21 protein-coding genes and 1 pseudogene are annotated in these 21,985 nt (G+C 74.7%); 1 reads left to right on the forward strand and 21 read right to left on the reverse strand.

Features of this window, described 5'->3' with window-relative positions; translation table 11 throughout:
* The 5 genes from BM165_RS18870 to lepA all read right to left on the reverse strand — a co-directional run.
* Nucleotides 1-1,073: ABC transporter ATP-binding protein (locus BM165_RS18870; RefSeq protein ID WP_075013853.1), on the reverse strand; the 1,073-nt coding region annotated here is incomplete at its 3' end.
* Nucleotides 1,074-1,203: 130 nt separating this feature from the next.
* Entirely contained in the window at nt 1,204-2,943 is a 1,740-nt protein-coding gene (locus BM165_RS18875) for an MFS transporter (RefSeq protein WP_083427514.1), read from the reverse strand.
* The gene (locus BM165_RS18880; RefSeq protein ID WP_075015108.1) at nt 2,912-3,604 is read right to left on the reverse strand and encodes an LppX_LprAFG lipoprotein; all 693 of its coding nucleotides are present in this window, start codon (nt 3,602-3,604) and stop codon (nt 2,912-2,914) included. The genes BM165_RS18875 and BM165_RS18880 overlap by 32 nt, the downstream gene beginning before the upstream one ends.
* Nucleotides 3,605-3,664: 60 nt before the next feature.
* Complete coding sequence (locus tag BM165_RS18885) at nt 3,665-4,336, reverse strand: MOSC domain-containing protein (RefSeq protein ID WP_075015109.1); 672 nt, start codon at nt 4,334-4,336, stop codon at nt 3,665-3,667.
* Nucleotides 4,333-6,162: a translation elongation factor 4 gene (gene lepA, locus BM165_RS18890; RefSeq protein WP_075015110.1), complete on the reverse strand. Its 1,830-nt coding sequence runs from the start codon at nt 6,160-6,162 to the stop codon at nt 4,333-4,335. The genes BM165_RS18885 and lepA overlap by 4 nt, the downstream gene beginning before the upstream one ends.
* Before the next feature lie 179 nt (nt 6,163-6,341).
* Between lepA and rpsT the strand changes: the two genes are divergently transcribed.
* On the forward strand, nt 6,342-6,602 hold the full coding sequence (gene rpsT / locus BM165_RS18895) for a 30S ribosomal protein S20 (protein WP_075015111.1): 261 nt from the start codon (nt 6,342-6,344) through the stop codon (nt 6,600-6,602).
* 77 nt (nt 6,603-6,679) lie between these two features.
* On the opposite strand, the gene holA is transcribed toward rpsT, so the two are convergent.
* The 16 genes and pseudogenes from holA to BM165_RS18960 form a co-directional block, all read right to left on the reverse strand.
* Complete coding sequence (holA, locus tag BM165_RS18900; protein ID WP_075015112.1) at nt 6,680-7,684, reverse strand: DNA polymerase III subunit delta; 1,005 nt, start codon at nt 7,682-7,684, stop codon at nt 6,680-6,682.
* A gap of 56 nt (nt 7,685-7,740) precedes the next feature.
* Nucleotides 7,741-9,774 carry a beta-galactosidase gene (locus BM165_RS18905; RefSeq protein ID WP_075015113.1) on the reverse strand — a complete coding sequence of 678 codons (2,034 nt, stop codon included), beginning with the start codon at nt 9,772-9,774 and terminating at the stop codon, nt 7,741-7,743.
* Nucleotides 9,771-10,118, reverse strand: coding sequence for a carbohydrate ABC transporter permease (locus BM165_RS25250; protein ID WP_244274328.1), 348 nt, complete (start codon nt 10,116-10,118; stop codon nt 9,771-9,773). Before BM165_RS25250 ends, BM165_RS18905 begins: the two co-directional genes overlap by 4 nt.
* Entirely contained in the window at nt 10,037-10,687 is a 651-nt protein-coding gene (locus tag BM165_RS25805; protein WP_244274329.1) for an ABC transporter permease family protein, read from the reverse strand. The genes BM165_RS25250 and BM165_RS25805 overlap by 82 nt, the downstream gene beginning before the upstream one ends.
* Nucleotides 10,684-11,556 carry a carbohydrate ABC transporter permease gene (locus tag BM165_RS18915; protein ID WP_244274330.1) on the reverse strand — a complete coding sequence of 291 codons (873 nt, stop codon included), beginning with the start codon at nt 11,554-11,556 and terminating at the stop codon, nt 10,684-10,686. Before BM165_RS18915 ends, BM165_RS25805 begins: the two co-directional genes overlap by 4 nt.
* Before the next feature lie 85 nt (nt 11,557-11,641).
* A complete protein-coding gene (locus BM165_RS25810) occupies nt 11,642-12,061 on the reverse strand; it encodes a type 2 periplasmic-binding domain-containing protein (RefSeq protein WP_244274331.1) in 420 nt (139 codons plus the stop codon).
* Between the two features lie 55 nt (nt 12,062-12,116).
* Nucleotides 12,117-12,560, reverse strand: a pseudogene (locus BM165_RS26345) (ABC transporter substrate-binding protein); the annotation flags it as partial.
* Between the two features lie 6 nt (nt 12,561-12,566).
* A complete protein-coding gene (locus BM165_RS25255) occupies nt 12,567-12,983 on the reverse strand; it encodes a type 2 periplasmic-binding domain-containing protein (protein ID WP_208976808.1) in 417 nt (138 codons plus the stop codon).
* A gap of 55 nt (nt 12,984-13,038) precedes the next feature.
* Nucleotides 13,039-15,381 carry a ComEC/Rec2 family competence protein gene (locus BM165_RS18925; RefSeq protein WP_075015115.1) on the reverse strand — a complete coding sequence of 781 codons (2,343 nt, stop codon included), beginning with the start codon at nt 15,379-15,381 and terminating at the stop codon, nt 13,039-13,041.
* Nucleotides 15,378-16,343: a ComEA family DNA-binding protein gene (locus BM165_RS18930; protein WP_244274332.1), complete on the reverse strand. Its 966-nt coding sequence runs from the start codon at nt 16,341-16,343 to the stop codon at nt 15,378-15,380. The genes BM165_RS18925 and BM165_RS18930 overlap by 4 nt, the downstream gene beginning before the upstream one ends.
* Before the next feature lie 139 nt (nt 16,344-16,482).
* A complete protein-coding gene (locus tag BM165_RS18935) occupies nt 16,483-17,466 on the reverse strand; it encodes a DegV family protein (protein WP_075015116.1) in 984 nt (327 codons plus the stop codon).
* Between the two features lie 68 nt (nt 17,467-17,534).
* Nucleotides 17,535-18,275 (reverse strand): histidine phosphatase family protein, encoded by a 741-nt coding sequence (locus BM165_RS18940; protein ID WP_075015117.1) that lies wholly within the window; start codon nt 18,273-18,275, stop codon nt 17,535-17,537.
* Entirely contained in the window at nt 18,272-18,868 is a 597-nt protein-coding gene (gene rsfS / locus BM165_RS25815) for a ribosome silencing factor (RefSeq protein WP_083427515.1), read from the reverse strand. Before rsfS ends, BM165_RS18940 begins: the two co-directional genes overlap by 4 nt.
* Nucleotides 18,868-19,548, reverse strand: coding sequence for a nicotinate-nucleotide adenylyltransferase (gene nadD, locus BM165_RS18950; RefSeq protein WP_244274333.1), 681 nt, complete (start codon nt 19,546-19,548; stop codon nt 18,868-18,870). Before nadD ends, rsfS begins: the two co-directional genes overlap by 1 nt.
* 91 nt (nt 19,549-19,639) lie before the next feature.
* Complete coding sequence (locus tag BM165_RS18955) at nt 19,640-21,088, reverse strand: vWA domain-containing protein (RefSeq protein ID WP_075015118.1); 1,449 nt, start codon at nt 21,086-21,088, stop codon at nt 19,640-19,642.
* Nucleotides 21,088-21,975 carry an AAA family ATPase gene (locus tag BM165_RS18960; protein WP_075015119.1) on the reverse strand — a complete coding sequence of 296 codons (888 nt, stop codon included), beginning with the start codon at nt 21,973-21,975 and terminating at the stop codon, nt 21,088-21,090. Before BM165_RS18960 ends, BM165_RS18955 begins: the two co-directional genes overlap by 1 nt.
* Nucleotides 21,976-21,985: the final 10 nt, after the last annotated feature.

Consider the following 21,985-nt stretch of genomic DNA (forward strand, 5'->3'; position numbering starts at 1 on the left):
GAGAAGACGTGGGACTCCCCCGGGCGGATGCCCACGTGGACGACCTCGCCCTTGGCCGGCGGCTTGCGGGCGTCGACCCGCAGGGTGAGCATCTTGTCGCTGGTGCCGGCGGTGTCGGCGGCGTGCAGGTTGCCGTAGGCGAAGGCGTCCGAGCCCAGCTCCTCGACCACGACGACCTCCACCGGCACGCCCTCACCGGCGCCGACGAGCTGCACCGACTCCGGGCGGAACCCCAGCGTCGCGGTGCGCGCGCCCTCGGCGGACAGCGCGCCGACCGCCGAGCGCGGCAGCGGCACCGTGTGCCCACCCAGCCGCGCACCCCCCTCGGTCAGCTCCACCGTCACCAGGTTCATCGCCGGCGACCCGATGAAGCCGGCCACGAACTCGTTCACCGGCCGGTCGTAGAGGTTGCGCGGGGTGTCGCACTGCTGCAGCAGCCCGTCCTTCAGCACCGCCACCCGGTCGCCCATCGTCATCGCCTCGACCTGGTCGTGGGTGACGTAGACGGTGGTGACGCCCAGGCGCCGCTGCAGCGAGGCGATCTCGGTGCGGGTCTGCACGCGCAGCTTGGCGTCGAGGTTGGACAGCGGCTCGTCCATGAGGAAGGCCTGCGGCTGGCGGACGATCGCCCGGCCCATCGCCACCCGCTGCCGCTGGCCACCCGAGAGCGCCTTGGGCTTGCGGTCGAGGTAGGGCTCGAGGTCGAGCACCTTGGCCGCCTCGGTCACCCGCGACCGGATCTCGTCCTTCTTCATGCCGGCGATCTTGAGCGCGAAGCCCATGTTGTCGGCCACGGTCATGTGCGGGTACAGCGCGTAGTTCTGGAACACCATCGCGATGTCCCGCTCCTTGGGCGGCAGGTGGGTGACGTCGCGGTCCCCGATCCGGATCGACCCCTCGGTCACCTCCTCCAGCCCCGCCAGCATGCGCAACGCGGTGGACTTGCCGCTCCCCGAGGGCCCGACCAGGACCAGGAACTCCCCATCGGCGACGTCGAGGTCGAGACCGTTGACCGACGGCGTGGTCGCACCGGGGTAGGTCAGGGTGGCGTGGTCGTAGGTGATGGCCGCCATGAGAGGGGTCCTTCCTGAGCCGAGGAGTTCAGGCGAACTGTGACACGCATGACGTTCCCACACCACAGCCAGGGGGGTACTGGCTCACTTCCGTGACCCGGCCGGGCGGCCCGCGCCGGGGTCCCGGGGGTCACCGCCCGCCGCGGCCCTCCCGCAGCAGCGCCAGCGCCGCGGCCGCCGCCAGCCCGGCGGCGACCGCGGCCCCGGCGAAGACGGTGTGCAGCTGGGTCAGCACGGCGGCGCCGGTGGCCGCGTCGTAGGCGGGACAGTCGGCCGGCGAGCCCGGGCAGACGGTGAGCGGGGAGCCGATCGCCTCGACCTCGGCGGTGAACCGGCGCAGCGCGACCGCGGTGAGCAGGGACAGCCCGACCAGCATGCCGACCGTCCGCGCCACGACGGCGAGCGCGCTGACGCTGCCGTGCACCGCCGGGCTGGTCACCGCCAGCAGCACGGCGTTGACCGGCGCGATGGCCAGGCCGAACCCGAGGCCCGCGGCGAGCAGGACGACGGTCGACCAGGCGCCGTCGAGCGACGTCTCGTCCCAGCCGGTCATCGCCCACAGCGCCACCGCGGCCAGCGCCATCCCGGCGGCCGCCACCACCCGCGGTGCCACCCGGCGGCACAGCCACCCGCCGGCCACCGCACCGACGGGCACCGCGACGAGCAGCCGCAGCAGCACCAGCGCCGCGCCCAGCTGGTCGCCGGGCGTGGTGGTGTTGCGGGCGAACAGCGGGACGTCGACCAGCGCGGCCACCAGCGCCACGCCGACCAGCAGGTTCACCACCAGCGCGCCCCAGGCACCGGCCGGGCGCAGCTCGCGCAGTGGCAGCACCGGGTCGGGGGTGCGCCGCTCGTGCAGCCAGAACGCGACCGCGGCCAGCGCGGCGAGGGGCAGCAGCACCGCGCCGTACGCCACCACCTCGGTGGCCGGGTCCGCCGCGGCGAAGGCCCACACCAGCGACCCCAGGGCCACGACGGCGAGCAGCGACCCGACGACGTCGACCTCGCGCACCAGCGCGGGCACCCCGCGCAGCGGCAGCACGGCACCGCGCGGCGAGGCGAGGCTCCGGGCCACCAGCGCCGTCCCCGCGGCGGCGGCGACCAGCACCAGCGGCGTCGTCGCGCCGGCGCCGTCGAGGAGCGGCACCCAGGCCAGGCCCAGCGTGACGTCCTCGGCCAGGGCGGGCGGCTCGGCCAGCTGCAGGCCCGCCGCGGCGCCACCGAGCAGCAGCAGCCCCAGCCCGACGGGGTCGGGCCGCCGCGCCGCGCCGGTGAGCACGACCCCGGCGGCGAGCACCAGCCCGAGCAGCAGGTTGAGCCAGAACACCGCCCGCCAGTCGGCGACGGCGAGCACCGCGGCGCCGGCCAGCGGCCCGAGCACGGCACCGGCCTCCTGCACCGCCCCGACGACGCCCAGCGGCACCGCGCGGCGCTCGGGCGGCCAGCGGTCGGCGACCAGCGCCAGCGTGGCCGGGACCAGCCCGCCGGCCCCGACACCCTGCAGCCCCCGCCCGGCGACGGCGAGGCCGAGGTCGGTCGCCGACGCGGTCAGCAGCGACCCCACGGCGAACAGCAGCAGGCAGCCGGCGAGCACCGGGACCCGGCCGCGCAGGTCGGCCAGGCGCCCCAGCAGCGGCAGCGTGGCGGTGTAGCCGAGCAGGAAGCCGCCGATGATCGGCGTCGCCCGCTGCAGCTCGTCGATGCCGACGCCGACCCCGGTGAGGATGTCGGGCAGCGCGAGGACGACGACGTAGGTGTCGGCCGCGGTGACCAGCACCGCGAGCGTGGCGAGGACGACCAGCGGCAGGCCGGGGACCGCGCGGCGGGCGGCCTCGGGTTCAGCCGACAGGCGGTGCGGTGATCTCGACATCGGCGTCGGGGTCGGAGAGCTCGATGGTGAAGGTGGCGTCCTGGCCGGCGGCGTAGAAGGGCCCGGTGAGCTCGGCGCGGCGCAGCTGGCCGCTCTCGGTGGCCACGGAGAAGCGGGCCTGCACCGGCTGACCCGGGTCCGCGCTGGTGAGCACCTCCTCGACGAGGGCGCCGGGCACCTCGGCGGTCACCTCGCGCACGACCTCGCCGTCGAGCCGGCGCTCCTCCCCCAGCTCGGCCGACTCCGCCTCGGCCAGGAACTGCGAGATGCCGGTGTCGGGGTCGAGCAGCGCGCCGGGGTCGCCGAAGCCGAACTGCGCGGGGTCGACGACGCTGAAGCCGCTGGTGAAGGGCAGCTGGGCGAACACGGTGCCGTCGACCGAGACCACCGCGAGGTCGAGGGAGGACCCGGCCGCCAGCACCTGCAGGGTGCCGTCGAAGGACGACGGCCGGGCGATGTCGCCCTCGCCGCCGGTGAGTGCCGTCCCCGTGGTGGGGGCGCCCTCGCTGGTGAGCACGAAGTGCAGGCTGCTGGTGTCGTCGAGCGTCGTCTTGGCGCGGGCCAGCAGGTCACCGGCCGACTCCTCCGGCTCGCTCGACCCGCAGCCGGCGAGCGCGACCAGCAACCCGGCCGCCAGCGCGGCAGCGCGGCGCAGCACCATCCCCGACCTCCCCGTTCGTGCCGGTGGGCCCGGCGCGGGCACGGTAGCGCGCCCCGGGGCTCAGGTCCGGGCGGTGGCCCCGGCCCCCGCCGTGGCGCGGGCGATGCGCGCGGCGAGCCTCGCCTGCGCCTTGACCGGGAAGGCCGCCAGCGCCGGCTCGAGCTGCGGGATCCGGTACGGCTGGGTGGTCAGTGCACGGAAGGCCAGGCCGGTGGTGACGCCGTGGCCCGGCCGGTGGACCACGGTCACCTCGTCACCGGCACCGAGCGCACCGGTCTCGAGCACCCGCAGGTAGGCGCCGGTCGCGCCGCGGGCGGTGAACCGCTTCACCAGGTCCGGCACGCCCCAGAAGCGGGCGAAGTTGGCGCACGGGGTGCGCGGTGCGGTCACCTCGAGCAGCGTCGTCCCGACCCGCCAGTGCTCGCCGATCTCGGCGCCGGTGAGGTCGAGCCCCGCCGTCCGCAGGTTCTCCCCGAAGCGACCGGGCGGCAGGTCGCGGTCGAGCTCGGCCGCCCAGACGTCGGCGTCCTCCTGGGCGAAGGCGTACACCGCCTGCCCCTCGCCGCCGTGGTGCTTCCGGTTGACCTGGACGTCACCGTCGAGGCCCAGCCCACCGACGGCGACCCGTCCGGCGACGGGGCGCTTGTCGATCCCGCTGCGGTCGGGGCGCCGGCCGGGCACCGGGAGCAGGTCGGCACCGGAGGTGCAGACGGCCAGGAGACGGCCGGTCACTTCTTCGAGGCGGTCGACTCGTTGGTGGAGAGCGCGGCGACGAACGCCTCCTGGGGGACCTCGACGCGGCCGACCATCTTCATCCGCTTCTTGCCCTCCTTCTGCTTCTCCAGCAGCTTCCGCTTGCGGGTGATGTCACCGCCGTAGCACTTGGCGAGCACGTCCTTGCGGATGGCGCGCACCGTCTCGCGGGCGATGACCCGGGAGCCGACGGCGGCCTGGATGGGCACCTCGAACTGCTGCCGCGGGATCAGCTCGCGCAGCTTGCCGGCCATCATCACGCCGTAGGAGTAGGCCTTGTCCTTGTGCACGATCGCGCTGAACGCGTCGACGGCCTCGCCCTGCAGCAGGATGTCCACCTTGACCAGCGAGGACTCCTGCTCACCGGCCTCGCTGTAGTCGAGGCTGGCGTAGCCGCGGGTGCGCGACTTCAGCGCGTCGAAGAAGTCGAAGATGATCTCGCCGAGGGGCAGCGTGTAGCGCAGCTCGACGCGGGACTCGCTGAGGTAGTCCATGCCGCCGAGCTGGCCGCGGCGGCTCTGGCACAGCTCCATGATCGCGCCGGTGTAGTCGCTGGGCGCGATGATCGTGGCGTTGACGACCGGCTCGAAGACGCGGTCGATCTTGCCCTCGGGCCAGTCGCTGGGGTTGGTGACGGTGTGCTCGGTGCCGTCCTCCATCACCACCCGGTAGACGACGTTGGGCGCGGTGGAGATGAGGCTGATGCCGGCCTCGCGCTCGAGCCGCTCGCGCACGATCTCCAGGTGCAGCAGGCCGAGGAACCCGACGCGGAACCCGAAGCCCAGCGCCGCGGAGGTCTCCGGCTCGTAGGTCAGCGCGGCGTCGTTGAGCAGCAGCTTGTCCAGGGCCTCGCGCAGCAGCGGGTACTCGCTGCCGTCGATCGGGTAGAGGCCGGAGTAGACCATCGGCTTGGGGTCGCTGTACCCGCCGATCGGCTCGGCGGCCGGCTTGTGCTGCAGCGTGACGGTGTCACCGACGCGGGACTGGCGGACGTCCTTCACGCCGGTGATGAAGTAGCCGACCTCGCCGACGCCGAGGCCCTGGACCGGCTTGGGCTCCGGTGAGATGACGCCGATCTCGAGCAGCTCGTGGACGGCGCCGGTCGACATCATCTTGATCCGCTCGCGGCCGGAGATGCGCCCGTCCACGACGCGGACGTAGGTGATGACGCCGCGGTAGATGTCGTAGACGCTGTCGAAGATCATCGCGCGGGCGGGAGCCGTGGCGTCGCCGACCGGCGGCGGGATCTGGGCGACGATCTCGTCCAGCAGCTCCCGCACACCCTCGCCGGTCTTGCCGCTCACCCGCAGGACGTCGTCGGGGTCGCAGCCGATGATGTGCGCGATCTCGGCGGCGTACCGCTCCGGCTGCGCGGCCGGCAGGTCGATCTTGTTGAGGACCGGGATGATCGTGAGGTCGTTCTCCAGGGCCAGGTAGAGGTTGGCCAGGGTCTGCGCCTCGATGCCCTGCGCGGCGTCGACCAGCAGGACCGCGCCCTCGCAGGCGGCCAGCGACCGGGACACCTCGTAGGTGAAGTCGACGTGGCCCGGGGTGTCGATCATGTCGAGGACGTACTCGTCGCCGTCGACCTGCCACGGCAGGCGCACGTTCTGCGCCTTGATGGTGATGCCGCGCTCGCGCTCGATGTCCATGCGGTCGAGGTACTGGGCCCGCATCTGCCGTGCCTCGATGATCCCGGTGACCTCGAGCATCCGGTCGGCCAGCGTCGACTTGCCGTGGTCGATGTGGGCGATGATGCAGAAGTTCCGGATCCGGGCGGGATCGGTGGCAGCAGGAGTCGTCACAGTGACCCCATCGTCCCACGGCGGGCTGCCCGCGCGGAGCGCCGTGCCGGGAGGCCCCCTCCCGGCCGGGGTGGGACGCCACGCCGCACGCTGGTAACCTGGCAGGCCGGTCCGCTGACGCATGCCGTCCGGACGCACCGACAGACCCTTTCCCTCCTGCGAGACACCGAGGCTCACGCGTGGCGAACATCAAGTCCCAGATCAAGCGGATCAAGACGAACGAGAAGGCGCGGCAGCGCAACGTCGCCGTCAAGTCCGCCCTGAAGACGGCCGTCCGCCGCTTCCGCGAGGCCGCCGCGGCCGGCGACGCCGAGGCCGCCGCCACCGCGCTGCAGAAGGCCGGCAGGGCGCTCGACAAGGCCGCCAGCAAGGGCGTCATCCACAAGAACCAGGCCGCCAACCGCAAGTCGGGCATGGCCAAGCAGCTGACCAGCCTGTGAGCTGAGCCCCGGCGCTCCTGGCGAGCCCCGTCCCCGCGAGGGACGGGGCTCGTCGCGTTCCCCGGCCCGAGCGGGCCTCAGTACCGGCCGCGCGCCCGGGAGTCGCGGCCCGTCGTGGCACGGATGTCGACGATGCGGCGCACCGCCCGCTCCAGTGCGTAGTCGGCGCTGGCCGCCACGCCCTTGACGTCGGCGTTGAGCTCGGCGGCCACGCCGATCGCCTGCTGCAGCCCGTCGATGCTCCAGCCGCGCGCCTGGGACTGCGCCTTCTTGACCTTCCACGGCGGCAGCTTCAGGGCGCGGGCGAGCTCCCCGGGGTTGCTCGTGTTCAGCGACGTGACGCGGGCCGCGGTGCGGATGCCGTCGGCGATCGCGTCGGCGATGAGCACGTGGGCCACGCCGCGGTCGAGCGCCCAGCGCAGCATCTCCAGCGACCCCCGCCGGTCACCCACCAGCACCCGCTCGGCGACGGTGAAACCGGTGACCTCCGCCTGACCGCGGTGGAAGCGGGCGACGGCGTCGGCGTCGATGGTGCCGCCGAAGTCGGCGACCAGCTGGGTGGCGGCGGCCGACAGCGACCGCAGGTCACCGCCGATCGCGTCGACCAGCGCGCTGAGCGCGTCCGGGGTGATGCGCCCGCCGGCGGCGCGGACCTCGTTGCGCACGAACGCCGCCCGGTCGCCCGCCGAGGTGATCCTCGGGCAGTCGTCGACGGCCCCGCCGGCCGCGGTCAGCGTCTTGATGAGCGCCTCGTTGCGCTTGCCGCCGTGGTGCACCAGGACCAGCGTCAGGTCCGGGTCGGGGTCCTTGCAGTAGCCGGTCAGCGCGTCGACCAGTGCGCCGGCCGCCTCGTGCACGCCGGCGACGACGACGAGGCGGTGCTCGCCGAACAGGGAGGGCGCCAGGACGTCGGCGAGCTGCCCGGCCGGCAGGCCGAGGGCGGGCAGTTCGTGCAGCTCCGCCTGCGGGTGGCGCTCGAGGACGGCGGCCCGGACGGCGGCCACGGCGCGCGAGCGCAGCAGCTCCTCCTCGCCGACGACGGCCCGCAGGCGGGAGGTCGGTGCCGGGGGTGCTGCTGCCACGTGCCGATGGTGTCACGCGCCGCCGACGTCCCCGCGGGGCTCCGCAGGGGTGCCGGTCAGTCCGCGGACTCCCGCACGACGGCCGCGCCCCGCGCCGGGACGACCACCTCGCCCCCGACCGCCGTCCCGGTGAGCAGCTCCGTCCCGCGGGCCGGCACGCGCTGCTCCTCACCGGTGTGGTCGAGGAGGAAGAGGTAGGAGCGCGCACCGTCGTCGGAGACGCGGCGGACGGCCTCCACGCCCGGTGGCACCGCGGCGGCCGGTTGCACGCCGGCCTCCCCGAGCACCCGGCGCAGCAGGGCGTCCCAGGCCGCGTCGTCGAGCTGGGTGGCGACGTACCAGGCGACCCCGCCCCCGGGCAGTGCGCGCCGGGTGACCGCCGGCTGGCCCGGCACGGGTCCGGCGAGCACCCGGGCGACGACCTCGACGTCGTCGTCGACGTCCCCCTCCTCGGACCAGACGGTCCCGCGCCAGCCGTGCTCGAGCTCGAGGACCTCGCCGGGCAGCAGCGGCAGGACCTCGGTCATCCGCACCCCGAGCAGGTCGCGGAACGCACCGGGGTACCCGCCGAGCCGGACGTGGTCGTGCTCGTCGACGACACCGGAGGAGCAGGTGACCACCACGTGGGCCCCGGCGGCGGCCGCCGCTGCGACCGCCTCGGCCGTCGCGTCGGTGCACAGGTGCAGGGTCGGGACGACGACGACGCGGTGCGCGGCGAGCACGCCGGCCAGGTCGGCGGTGGCCACGGGGACCACGTCGCTGGTCACCCCGGCGGACCGCAGGACGCGGTGCACCGCGAGGCCGGCGTCGAGGTAGCGCAGCAGCTCGGTGGGGCGCGAGGGGGCGTCGTTGGCCCACCAGGCCTGGTGGTCGAAGAGCTGGGCGACGTCGGCCCGGACGCGGGTGCCGCGCACCTCGTCGATGCTGCGGAGGGCGCGCCCGAGCTGCAGGACCTCCCGCCATGTCCGTGAGTCGGTGCCGGCGTGCGGCACGAGCCCGGAGTGGTGCTTCTCCGCGCCGGCCCGGCTGGCCCGCCACTGGAAGAAGGCGACGCCCTCGGCGCCGCGGGCCACGTGGACGAGGCTGTCGCGCACGGCCTCCCCCGGTCGCTTCGCCACGTTGACCGGCTGCCAGTTGACCGCCGAGACGGAGTGCTCCATGAGCAGCCAGCGCCCACCGCCGGCCAGCCCGCGGGTGAGGTCGGCGCAGAAGGACATCTCGGCGTGTGGGTCGGGCAGTCGGTGGTCGAGGTAGTGGTCGTTGGAGACGACGTCCTGGGTCGGCGCCCAGGTGCCGTAGTCCATGGCCCACTGGTGGCTGGTCACCATGAAGTTGGTGGTGACCGGGACGTCGGGGGTGATCCGGCGCAGCACCTCGGCCTCGGCGAGGTACTGGTCGAGCAGTTCGTCGGAGGAGAACCGGAGGTAGTCCAGCCGCTGGGTGGGGTTGCCGGTGGCCGTCGTCCGCCGGGGGACGCCGATCTCGGCCCAGTCGCCGTAGCGCTGGCTCCAGAAGGCGGTCCCCCACGCCTCGTTGAGCGCCTCCAGCCCGTCGGCACCGGTGCCGTAGCGGCGCTGCAGCCAGGCGCGGAACGCCTCCGCCGAGACGTCGCAGTAGCAGTGCACGTTGTGGCAGCCGAGCTCGTTGTTGACGTGCCACATGGCCAGCGCCGGGTGGTCGGCGTAGTGCCGGGCCAGGTGCTCGACCAGCGCGAGGGAGCGCTCGCGGAAGACCGGCGAGGACGGGCACCAGGTCTGCCGCCCGCCGATCGCGAAGCGGGTGCCGTCCTCGGCGACCGGCAGCACCTCCGGGTGCAGCCGCGCCAGCCACGGCGGCGCCGAGGCGGTCGCGGTGGCGAGGTCGACGCGGATACCGGCACCGTGCAGCAGGTCCATGACCTCGTCGAGCCACCCGGTGTCGAACCGGCCGGGCTCGGGCTCGAGCAGGGCCCAGCTGAAGACCCCGACGGTGACGAGGTCGACACCGGCCTCGCGCATGAGGGCGACGTCCTCGGCCCAGACCTCGCGGGGCCACTGCTCGGGGTTGTAGTCCCCGCCGAAGGAGATCGAGTCGGTGGGCCAGCGGCTCACCTGTCCGACCCCGCGGCCAGCCCGGCCCGCCAGTAGCGCTGCAGGACCAGGAACGTGACGATCAGCGGGATCACGGAGACGAGCGAACCGACGACGGTGAGGATCTGCAACTGCGGGTCCCGCGACACCTGCGACTGCCAGGAGAACAGCCCGAAGGTGATCGGCCACAGCTCGTTGTTGCGCAGCATGATGAGCGGGAGCAGGAAGTTGTTCCAGATCACGACGAACTGGAACAGGAAGATCGTCACCAGCGCGGGGCTCATCAGCCGGACGGCCACCGTGGAGAAGATCCGCCACTCGCTGGCCCCGTCGAGCCGGGCGGCGTCGATGAGCTCGTCGGGCACCGACGCCGCGGCGAAGATCCGGGACAGGTAGACGCCGAACGGGCTGACGACGCTCGGCAGGAACACCGCCAGAACGTGTTGGTCAGGTCGACACGCGCGAAGAGCAGGAACAGCGGCAGCGCCAGGGCGGTCGCCGGGACCAGCACCCCGCCCAGGACCAGGGCGAACAGCGCCTCCCGGCCGCGGAACTGGTACTTGGCCATGGCGTAGCCGGCCATCGCGGCCAGCAGCGTGCCGACGGCCGCGCCCAGTCCGGCGTAGAGCAGGCTGTTGAGCGCCCAGCGCAGGTAGATGCCCCCGTCGCGGGCGAACAGCTCCGAGAGGTTCTCCCCGAGGTTCCACTCGGCGAACCAGAAGCCGTTGCTGTCGATGAGGTCCGGCTGGGTCTTGGTGGCGTTGACGATCAGCCAGTAGACCGGCAGCAGGAAGTACACGGCCGCGCCGACCAGCAGGATCATCGCGGCGGCCACGGAGAGCGGGGACTCCCGGGTCGCTCCCCCGCGGGTCAGCCGCGAGCGGGAGGTGTCCTCGCGCTGGGGCCCGCTCTCGACGGGTGCCACGGTGCTCACAGTCCCGACCTCTTCGCGGTCGCGCGCAGGAAGGTGAAGGACAGGATGAACGTCGCGACGGCCAGGACCACCGAGATGGCCGCGGCCAGCGGGTAGTTGTTGGCACTCGCGGTCGTGTAGGCCAGCAGGTTCGGGGTGTAGCTCGACGTCACGTTGGTGGAGATCGCCCGGAAGACGATCGGCTCGGTGAACAGCTGCAGGGTGCCGATGATCGAGAAGACCCCGGTGAGCACCAGCGCGGGCATCACCAGCGGGATCTTGATCGACCAGGCGGTGCGGATCCCGCCGGCGCCGTCGACCTTCGCGGCCTCGTAGACCGACTGCGGGATCGCCTGCATCGCGGCGAAGATGATCAGCATGTTGTAGCCGGTGTAGGTCCAGGTCACGACGTCGGCGATCGACCACAGGATGGTGCCCGAGCCGAGGAAGTCGACGTCGAGGCCGCCGCCCTCCAGCAGGTCGACGATCGGGCTCAGCTGCGGGCTGTAGAGGAAGGCCCACATCAGCGCCGCGATGACGCCGGGGATGCCGTGGGGCAGGAAGAAGGCGATGCGGAACGTCCGCTTGAGCCGGGCGACCGCCGAGTCGAGCACCAGGGCCAGGAGCAGGGCGAAGGCCAGCATGATCGGCACCTGCACGACGCCGAAGAGCAGGACGCGGCCGACCCCGCGGAGGAACGCCGGGTCGGTGACGACGCGGGAGTACTGCTCCAGCCCCGCGAAGGTGGTGGTCGTCTCGCCGAAGATCCCGCCGGTGCGCTCGGTCTTGGTCAGGCTCTGGACGATCGCGTACCCGATGGGCAGCAGGTAGAAGAGGACGAACGGCACCAGGAACGGCAGGGTGAACCACAGCCGGGCCCGGGACCGCACCCCCGACCTCCCCGGCCGCCGCGGGGCGGCGGCCGGGGAGGCGGAGGTGGTTGGCGGAGCGACGACGGTCATCGGAGCTGCGAGGTCAGTCCGCGACCTGGACGCCCTGGTCCTCCAGGGACTGCCGCGACGCCTCCTGGGCGGCGGTCAGCGCCTCGGAGAGCGTGCCCTGGCCGTTGAGGGCGGCGGTGAAGCCGTCGCTCATGGCCGTGTAGGTGTCGGTCATGGTCGGGCCCCAGGTGAAGTCGGTGTCGACGTTGCCGGACGCCTCCTGGAAGATCGAGAAGATCTCCTGACCGCCGTAGAACCCCACGCCGCCCTGAAGCGCCGGGAGGTCCTCCCCGGCGTTGGCCGCCGGGAACAGGCCACCGAGCTCGTTGGCCATGGCCAGCGCCTCGGGGTCGGTGTTGAGCCACAGCGCGAAGCGCGCCGCCTCGGCCGGGTGCTCGGTGCCGGAGAGCACCGCGGTGGTCGAGCCACCCCAGTTGCCGGCGGGCCTGCTCACCCTCGCTCCACTGCGGCATCGGGGCGACCCGCCGGAGACCGGCGGTGCCGGCCGCGTTGTCGCGGATGGTCGAGTAACCCCAGGCCGCCGACGGCCAGCTGGCCACCTGACCGCCGTTCCAGGCCGCGTACAGGTCCGGGGAGAAGCCCTGCAGGTTGGTCGCGACGAGGTCCTCGTCGATCATCCGCTGCCAGTAGTCCGCCACCTCCTGCGCCTCGGGGCTGTCGACGTTGACCTGCACCTGGTCGCCGTCGAGCTCGAAGAGGCTCGCGCCGCGCTGCCACAGCAGCCCGGTGAACCAGTTCGCGTCGCCCTGCGGGAAGTGGGTGATGTAGGCGCCGGTGGCCTGCTTGAGCTGGACGGCGGCCTGGTAGTACTCCTCCCAGGTGGCCGGCGGCTCGGTGATGCCGGCCTGGGTGAAGAGGTCCTCGCGGTAGAAGAGGGCCATGGGACCGGTGTCCTGAGGGATCGCGTAGACGCCCTCGTCGCCGAGCTGCACCTGCGATCACGTCCAGTCGACGAAGTCGCCGGAGGCGTCGGAGACGCCCTCGCAGGCGCTGATGTCCTGCAGACCGTCCTGCAGCCGGAAGCTCGACAGCGAGTCGTACTCGATCTGGCTGAGGTCGGGCGCCGTGTCGGCCTCGAGGCCGTTGAACAGGTTGTTGTAGGTACCCGCGTTGCCCGCCGGGGTGGTCTCCACCTCGACCTGGACGTCGGGGTTCTCCTCGTTCCACATCTCGACGACCTGGTCCATCCCGGGCACCCAGGTCACGAAGTCGAGCGTGACCTCGCCGTCGGAGGCCTCGCAGGCCCCCCCGCCGCCACCGGCAGCGGTCTCCTCGTCCCCGCCGCCGCCACAGGCCGCCAGGGCCAGCACGGGCAGGGTCATCGCGGCCACCATCAGGCGGCGCTGGTGCTTCACACGAACTCCTCGTCGTTGGGGGTCCGGCAGAGGTGACGCTTCGTCCGGGCACGCGTCAAGGAACCTGGCCGTCTCCCACGACACCCCAGTCGTCGGCGTCACCGACGACGGCGAGGTCACCGTGCAGATCGGTCCGGTGGACCCGCATTCCTGCTCTGACCAGGGTCGATAGCAGTCCGGGCGCCGGATGCCCGTAGGTGTTGTCCGCACCTACGGATATGACGGCGATCCTGGCCCCCGTCGCGGCCAGGAACGCCTCGTCGGCGTCGGCGCTGCCGTGGTGCGGCACCTTCAGGACGTCGGCGGTGAGGTCCACGCCGCGGGCGAGGAGACGGGCCTCGGCCGCGGCGCCGAGGTCGCCGGTGAGCAGCACGCGGACCCCGCGGTGGGTGACCCGCACGACCAGCGAGAGGTCGTTCGGCTCGGCCGCGGCGGTCACGATCTCCGCGGGCGGGGCCAGCACCTCGAAGGTCGCGCTCCCCACCGTGCGCACGTCGCCGGGCAGCAGCACCTCCCGGCGGGCTCCGGCGCGGCCGGCCTGCGCGTCGAGGGCGGCCGAGCGGTCGTCGGCCGGCGACAGCGTCCCCGTGGCGATCGTGCCGACGTCCCGGCCGGACAACGCCCCGACCAGTCCGCCGACGTGGTCGGCATCGAGGTGGGACAGCAGCACCAGTGGCAGCACGTCGACGCCGAGCCGGTCCAGGCAGCGGTCGATCGGGCCGACCTCGGGTCCGGCGTCGACGAGCACGGCCTCACCGGGGCCGGTGGGCACGACCAGCCCGTCACCCTGGCCCACGTCGCAAGCGACGATCACCGCGTCGGGACGCGGCCACCCGTCACTCACCTGGCGCAGCGGCCAGCCGAGGACGACCACCCCGACGAGGACGGCGAGGGCGAGCGCGCGCAGCCGCGGGTGGCGCCACAGCAGCAGCCCGGCGGCCAGCAGGAGCAGGGTGAGCAGCAGGGCGCCCCGGGTGCCGGCGGGCCAGCCGCTCGCGCCGTCGGGCAGGGACGCGGCGGCCCGCGCGACGGCGACCAGCCAGCGCACCGGCCAGCCGGCCAGCCACACCAGGGCGTCACCGGCCAGGGGCACGACCGCGCCGACGAGCGCGGCGAGCAGGCCGAGCACCGTCGCGGGCGCCACGGCGGGCGCGGCCAGCAGGTTGGCGGGCAGGGACACCGGACTGACCAGGCCGGACAGCCCGGCGACCAGCGGTGCGGTGGCCAGGCCGGCGGCCGCGGCGACGGCGACCGCGTCGGCGAGGACCCCCGGCGAGCCACGACCCCGCAGCCGGCGGGACCACCCGGGGGCCAGCAGCACGATGGCCGCGGTGGCGGTCACCGACAGGGCGAAGCCGGCGTCCCGGGCCAGGCGGGGATCGAGCAGGAGCAGGACGACGACCGATGCCGACAGCGCGGGCAGTGCCGCGCGGGAGCGGCCGGACGCCAGGGCGAGCAGGCCGACCGCCCCCATGGCGGCGGCCCGGACGACGCTCGCGCTCGGGCGGGCGAGGACCACGAAGCCGGCGAGGGCCACCACGGCGACGAGCGCCTGCAGACGGGGGTCGGCCGCGCGTCTGCGCAGCGGCGCGAGCACGCCCGCGAGGACGATCGAGACGTTCGCGCCGGACACAGCGGTGAGATGGGACAGGCCTGCCCGTCGGAAGTCCTCGGTGAGCACGGGGTCCATGGCGCGGGTGTCGCCGACGACCAGGCCGGGCAGCAGGCCGGCCGCCGGGCTGTCCAGGACACGGTCGGCCGAGTCCGCCAGCCCGTCGCGCACCCCGCCGGCGGCCCGCTGCACCCACGGCGCCCCACCGACCGGCTCGGGCGGTCCGCGCGCGGAGAGCCGGGCGACGACGCCGTCGGCGGGCGCGGCGGGGCTGACGGTGACCCGGGCGCGGACGAGCTGGCCGGGCAGCAGGCCCGTCCAGCCGTCCTCGGGTGCGAACACCACGACCACGGCCGACAGGCGCGCCGTGCCCCCTCCGTCCTCGAGGGCGGTGACCGTGGCGTCGAGGACCAGACGTGGTGCGGCCGCACCGCCGATGCGGCGCGGGTCCCCGTCCACCTCGAGGACGACGTGCACCTGGCGGTCCCCGCCGAGCTCGGTGAGCGGGGACGAGGCGTGGACGGCGCCACGCACGGCCGCGGCAGTCGCGGCGGTGGCCACCGCCGCCAGCACCACGAGGACGACGAGCGCTCCGGAGCGGTCGCGCCGGGTGACCACGACCGCGGCACAGAGGACCGCAGCCGCCGCGACGGCGACCGACACGAGCGGTGGGACGTGGCCCGCGCCGAGGGTGACGGCCCAGACGGCGACCGCGACCGGCACCAGCCGGAGGTCGACCCAGGTCCAGCGCGGCGGGGCCGCTCGGCTCCCGGTCGTGCCCGTCACACCCGCACCAGGTCGGCCAGCTCGGCGTAGATGGCCGGGCCGATGCCGGGGACGTCGTCGAGCTGTTCGACGCTGGTGAAGCGGCCGTTCGCCTCGCGGTGGTCGACGATCCGCTGCGCGAGGACCGGCCCGATGCCGGGCAGGGCGTCGAGGTCGGTGACGGTCGCCGCGTTGACGTCCAGCGGCCCCGCCGACCCGGACCCGCCGCTCGGTGTGGGCCCACCCGCCGTGGCGGCGCCGGGCACGCCGACGGCGACCTGCTGGCCGTCGGCCACGACCGCGGCCAGGTTGACCGACGCGGGGTCGGCCTCGGGGAGCAGTCCGCCGGCCGCCGCGATCGCATCGGCCACCCGGGCGCCCTCCGGCAGCGTCACCAGTCCCGGACGGACGACCAGGCCCACGACCGACACGACGACGGTCGGCTGCTCCTCGGCGGCCCCCACCGCCGACGGCTCGGCAGGGGCGGAGGGCGTCGCCACCGGGGGTGCCGGCTCGACGCTCGGCCGGTCCAGCCACGTCCAGCCGACCAGCGCCAGGGCCGCGAGGAGCCCGGCCACCCACAGCGCCCGGCTGCCGCGCCGGCCGGGGTCGACGCGCACCGTCCGCGCCGGCACGCGGTGGCGTCCGAGGCCTGCCGGCAGGTCCGCCCGGTCGTCGTCGAGGTGGTCGTCGAGGTCGTCGTCGATCCCCTCCTCGAGGTCATCGAGGTCCCGGGGTCCGTGGAGGTCACGGGCGGGAGGCCCCGGGCGATCGCGCGGGACCGGGCGCCGGAGGAGGGCGACGCCGGTGACCCGGCGTCCGGTCGGGCCGTCACCCGGGTGGTCGGCATCGTCGTCGGGGTCGTCGGGGTGGTCGCCGGGGTCGTCAGCGGGAAGCCAGCCGGATCGCCGGCCCTCGGCGAGGAGCACCCGCATCCGGGCGCGGATGACGTCGGCGTCGTCACGGCGGGAGGTCAGGCGCACGCGGCGGACGTTAGGCAGGCCCGGGGGCGTTCCGGGCTGCCCTGGGAGGGGCTGTGGACGGCCTCCCCGCCTGTGGACGGGACGGCCACGGACGGACCCGCCCGGGTGCAGGCTGCGCTCCGTGTCCGGCCTCCTCCGCTCAGTCCAGCGGCCGCTCCTCCGCACCGGCGCCGGGATCGGCGCCCGCTGCTCGGTCGTGTCCGGGGTCGTCGTCGGCGCCCGTCGGCTGCCGCGCCGGCTGCTCCGTGGGCTGCTCCGTGGGCTGCTCCGTGGGCTGCTCCGCCGGCGTCACCACGACGCCGACCGCGCCGGGGCCGACGTGGGCGCCGATCACCGCGCCGAGCTCGCTGACGTACAGCTCCCGGATGCCGGGGATCGCCTCCTGCAGCTGGACGGCCAGCCGCTGCGCTCGGTCGGCGGCGGCCAGGTGGTGCACGGCCACCCCGGCACCCGGCCCGCCCGCGGCCTCGGCCGCCCGCTGCACGAGCCGGGTGATCGCGCGGGCGGAGGTGCGCACCCGCTCCAGGGGCAGGACGCGTCCGTCGGCGACGTGCAGCAACGGCTTGATCGACAGCGCGGTGCCGAGCAGGGACGCGGCCGGGCCGATCCGGCCGCCACGGCGGAGGTGCTCGAGGGTGTCGACGACGAAGAACGTGCGGGTCCGCTCCGCGGTGCGGTTCGCCGCCGCGGCGACGTCCGGGGCGCCGGCGCCCTCGGCGGCCGCACGCGCCGCCGCCAGGACGGCGAAGCCGGAGCCCATCGCCGTCGACCGGGTGTCGACGACGGTCACCACGTGCTCGCCGACCTGGGCGGCGGCCAGGCGGGCGGCGTCCCAGGTACCCGAGAGGTCGGCGGAGAGGTGGACCGAGACGATGCGGTCGGCGCCCTCGGCCAGCCGCCGGCGATAGGCGGCGACGAAGTCACCGGGCGTGGGCCGGGAGGTCGACACCCGCTGACCACGGGCGCCGAGGGCCCGGGCGACGTCCTCGGGGGTGATCTCCTCGCCCTCGCGCCCGGACCGGCCGGCCAGGACCACGTAGCAGGGCACCACCTCGATGCCGTACCGGCTCACGACCTCGGGCGGGAGGTAGGCCGTGGAGTCGGTGACCACGGCGACGGGCATCCGGCGAGGTTAGCCCGCCGCTCCCGGCCGGACCGCTGCGGAACGGACGGGGAGCGGACCGGCGGGGTTCAGGCGACGGCGTCGGCGTCCTGGGCCGGCGGCGCACCGCCCTCCGGGGTGGCACCGGCGTCCAGTCCGCCCCGCCCGGCGAACCCGTCGCCCCCGGCACCGGGGACGGCCGCGACGGCGCAGTTGTGCCGCGCCAGCCGCCAGCGTTCCCCCTGCCGGACGAGCTCGCTCCAGCCGCAGTTCGCGAGGGGGCCGAACACGCGGCGGTGCTGCGGGCCCAGCTCGAGCAGCGCCTCGATCAGTCGCCCGGCGGTCCCGCCGTGGGTGACGACGACGGCGACGTCGGCCGGCGGCAGGTCGGCCAGCGCGGCCAGGGCCCGGGCGACGACGGCCGCGTTGTCCTCCCCACCGCGACCGTGCACCGGCCGCCCGGCGAGCCAGTCGGCGTACTGCTCGGGATGGCGGGCGGCGACCTCGTCGCGGGTGAGCCCCTCCCAGGAGCCGAGACCGTGTTCGCGCAGCCGCTCGTCGAGTCGAAGCGGGACGTCGAGCAGCGCGGTGAGGGCCGCGGCGGTGTCCGCGGCGCGGACGAGGTCGCTGGAGACGACGACGGTCGACCCCGGGCGCAGGCCGCCGGCGAGGAGGTGCGGTGCCGTGCGCGCGGCCTGCGCCCGGCCCTCGTCGTCCAGCGGCGGGTCGAGCTGGCCCTGGAAGCGGCCCGCGGCGTTCCACGCCGTCCGGCCGTGCCGCCAGACGACCAGCCGAGGGACCCGCAGGTCGGGCAGGAGCGCGGCCGTCACCGGCCGGTCGGGTCGGTGTCCCCGGGCTCCTCCGCCGTCCCGTCGAGCAACGGGTCGCCCTCGAGCAGGTCGTCGTCGAGCAGGTCCTCGTCGGTCGCGCCCTCGGCCGCGGCGCCCGCGCCGTCGGCCCCCGGCTCGGCCGGTCCGGGCGCCAGGACCACGGAACCGGAGCTGCCGGGGTCCACGTCGTCGGCCGCCGGCGTCCCGGCGGAGCGGGCGACGGCGGGCGGGACGGCGCGGTCGACGAAGGGGATGGTCGGGCAGTCCTTCCAGAGCCGCTCGAGGGCGTAGTAGGCGCGCTCCTCGGCGTGCTGGACGTGCACGACGACGTCGACGAAGTCGAGCAGCACCCAGCGGGCCTCGGCCACCCCTTCGCGCCGGACCGGCTTGACGCCGTGCTCGCGCAGCCGCTCCTCGACCTCGTCGACGATCGACTGGACCTGGCGTTCGCTGGGGGCGGAGGCGAGCACGAACGCGTCGGTGATCGCCAGCCGGTCGCTGACGTCGACGATCGACACGTCGGTCGCGAGCTTGTCGGCGGCGGCCTGGGCAGCGAGCAGTGCGGTCTCCCGCGCCTCGGCGGAGGCGGTCATCAGGGCACCTCCTGGAGGTGGGTCGGCGGTGGGTCGGACGGACCGGCACCGGGCCGGTCGGCGCGCGGGCCGGCCGGACGCCCGGCCACCGGGTCCGCGCGGTAGAGGCGGCGCTTCTCGATGTACTGGACCACCCCGTCGGGCACGAGGTACCAGACCGGCATGCCGCGGGCGACGCGGTCGCGGCAGTCGGTGGAGCTGATCGCCAGCGCCGGGATCTCGACCAGGCTGACCGCCCCCTCGGGCAGGTGCCCGTCGGCGAGCGTGAACCCGGGTCGGGTGACCCCCACGAAGTGCGCCAGCCGGAGGAACCGGTCGCTGTCGCGCCAGCTGAGGATCTGGGCGAGCGCGTCGGCGCCGGTGATGAAGAACAGCTCGGCGTCGGGGCGCAGGCGGTGCAGGTCGGTGAGCGTGTCGATGGTGTACGTCGGGCCCTCGCGGTCGACGTCGACGCGGCTGACGGAGAAGCGCGGGTTGGAGGCGGTGGCGATGACGGTCATGAGGTAGCGGTCCTCGGCTGGGCTGACCGCCCGCTCGGTCTTCTGCCACGGCTGGCCGGTGGGCACGAAGACGACCTCGTCGAGCCCGAACAGACCGGCCACCTCGCTGGCGGCCACCAGGTGGCCGTGGTGGATGGGGTCGAACGTGCCACCCATCACGCCGACCCGGGTCCCCGCCACCGACCGAGCCTAACCGGACCCCGTCGGAGCCCGCGGCACTCCCGCGGGATCCGGTCGAGGGTCCCCAGGTGGGGGGCGAGGGGGTCCTCCGTCAGAGCGTGGTGACGAAGTCGGCGAGCTGGGTGGCGTTGCGGCACTCCACCATGTCGATGACCTCGCCGTACCGGTCGGCGGCGGAGTCCCCGCTCCCCCACAGCCGGCGCGGCTCGGGGTTGAGCCAGTGCGCCGACCTGGCCCGGCGGACCAGGTCGGCGAGCACCGGCAGTCCGGGCTGGCGGTAGTTGGTGCGCCCGTCGCCGAGCACCAGCAGCGAGGTCCTGGGCCCCACGGCGGTCGGCCAGCGGTCGGCGAACACCTCCAGGGCGTTGCCGTAGTCGCTGTGCCCGTCGAAGGCCACCACGTCGGCCTCCCGCCCGATCCGGGCGATCGCACCCGCGACGTCGGCGCCGGGCCGGAAGAAGCGGGTGACCTCGTCGGTGGCGTCGACGAAGGCGAACGCGCGGACCCCGGAGAAGTGCTCGCGCAGCGCCTGGGTGAGCATCAGCGTGAAGTGGCTGAACCCGGCCACCGACCCGCTGACGTCGCAGAGCACGACCAGCTCCGGTTTGTGCACCTTCCGGGGCCGGTGGTGGGTCACCACCGGCACGCCGCCGGTGCCCAGCGACGCCCGCACGGTCTTGCGGAAGTCCAGCCGGCCCTGGCGGCCCATCCGCCGCCGCGCGGACAGCTTGACCGCCAGCCGCCGGGCCAGCGGGGCCACCGCCCGGCGCAGCTCGGCGAGGTCGGACTGCTGCGCGCGCAGGAAGTCGACCTGCTCGGCCAGCGGGCGCACCGCGCTCCTCGCCACCCGCTCGCGGCCGCGCTCGGCGGCCGCGCGCCGGCGCACCTCGGCGTCGACCGCGGCGCGGAAGGCGGCCAGCCGTTCGCGCACGGTCTGCCGGGCCACCTGCTCGGCCAGCCCGCCGCGGCCGCCGTCCCCCAGGAGGCCCGCCAGCAGCTGGGCGACCAGCGTGTCCGGGGACAGCGCCCGCATCACGCGGTAACCGAAGTAGGACTGCCCCGACGGCGACGCCGGTGCCCGGCCCAGCTGGTCGACCGCCTGCCGCGCGAACCGGCGCAGCGCCTCGTCGTCGCCCTCGAGCAGCAGCCGCGCCAGCTCCTCCCGCATGCGCTCCGACAGGTCGCGCCCGTCGCCGTGGCCGTCGGGCAGGTCCAGCGTGGAGCCGTCGTCGTCGCCCGGCTCACCGCCGGTCTCCTCCCCGGACCCGTCCGGGGAGGAGGCGTCGGCGGGGCGGTCCGACAGCGGCCACCACAGGTCGAACAGCACGTCGTAGGTCGGCCGCTGCGAGGCCCGCTGCAGCAGCACGGCGGCCAGCCCGTGCCGCAGCTGCTCCCGCTCGAGCAGGTCGACCACGGTGAGGATCTCGGCGGCGTCGACGGCCTGGCTGATGCCGACCGGGATCCCCGCCTCGCGCACCGCCCGCACGAACCCGTCCAGGTGCCCGGCCAGCCCCCCGGGGACGGCCGACGGCGCGGACATCAGTTGAGCCGCAGCTCTGCGGCGGCGCGCTCCTGGTCGCTGGCGTGCTTGAGCACCACGCCCAGCGTCGAGCGGACCGCGGTCTCGTCCAGGGTGTCGAGGCCCAGCTCGAGCAGCGTCTGGGCCCAGTCGAGGGTCTCGGAGATCGACGGCGACTTCTTCAGCTCCATCGCCCGCAGCGCGCGGATCGTGCGCACCAGCTGCTCGGCCAGCCCCGGCGCCAGGTCGGGCACCCGCGAGAGCACGATCTCCCGCTCCCGCTCGGCGGAGGGGTAGTCCAGCGACAGGTACAGGCAGCGCCGCTTGAGCGCCTCGGACAGCTCGCGGGTGGCGTTGGAGGTCAGGACCACGGTCGGCCGGCGGGTGGCGGTCACGGTGCCGAGCTCGGGGATGGTCACCTGGAAGTCGCTGAGCACCTCCAGCAACAGCCCCTCGACCTCGACGTCGGCCTTGTCGGTCTCGTCGATGAGCAGGACGGTGGGCTCGGTGCGCCGGATGGCGGTCAGCAGCGGGCGGGCGAGCAGGAACTCCTCGCCGAAGATGTCGTCGTGGACGGTGTCCCAGTCCGCGCCGTCGGAACCCTGCGAGGCCTGGATGCGCAGCAGCTGCTTCTTGTAGTTCCACTCGTAGAGCGCCCGCGCCTCGTCGAGGCCCTCGTAGCACTGCAGCCGGATGAGCTCCGAGCCGGTCGCCGCCGCCAGCGCCTTGGCCAGCTCGGTCTTGCCGGTGCCGGCAGGCCCCTCGACCAGCAGCGGCTTGCCCAGCCGGTCGGCGAGGAAGACCGTCGTCGCGATCCGCTCGTCGGGCAGGTAGCCGGCGGTCGACAGGCGCTTGCCGACGTCGGCGACCGAGGAGAACTGGGGCAGCTGGGTCGGCGGGCGGGGCATGCGGCTCCTC

The organism is Geodermatophilus obscurus, from assembly GCF_900115395.1.
Classification (GTDB): domain Bacteria; phylum Actinomycetota; class Actinomycetes; order Mycobacteriales; family Geodermatophilaceae; genus Geodermatophilus; species Geodermatophilus obscurus_B.